1 protein-coding gene is annotated in these 251 nt (G+C 64.9%); it reads right to left on the bottom strand.

Annotated elements, in window-relative coordinates; all coding sequences use genetic code 11:
- The coding region (locus ACZ3HG_RS24380; protein ID WP_465335052.1) for a hypothetical protein at positions 1–251 on the bottom strand (251 nt) is incomplete at both ends.

Raw genomic sequence — 251 nt, 5'->3', positions numbered from 1 at the left:
GATAGCGCTGGAAACCATCGAAGCGATCGAACGCCACGACCTCCGTTCCCGCGAGGGCTTCGTGCAGCGGATGATGGGCCGGCCCGCCGACCCAGAGGGCCGCCGTGCCTTTGAGCAGCTTGTGCAGGCGCTGGATCGTTTTCACCTGCTGTGCGGCCCGCTCGCACGACGAAAGGGAAATCACGACCGCATCCGCCTTGAAGACCTTGGCGGCCTGCGCGATCTCCGCATTGGGCAGGTTGGGTCCAAGA

It is taken from the genome of Erwinia sp. PME.40.26/001 (genome assembly GCF_055556675.1).
This window is presented reverse-complemented; position numbering and strand designations above follow the sequence as displayed.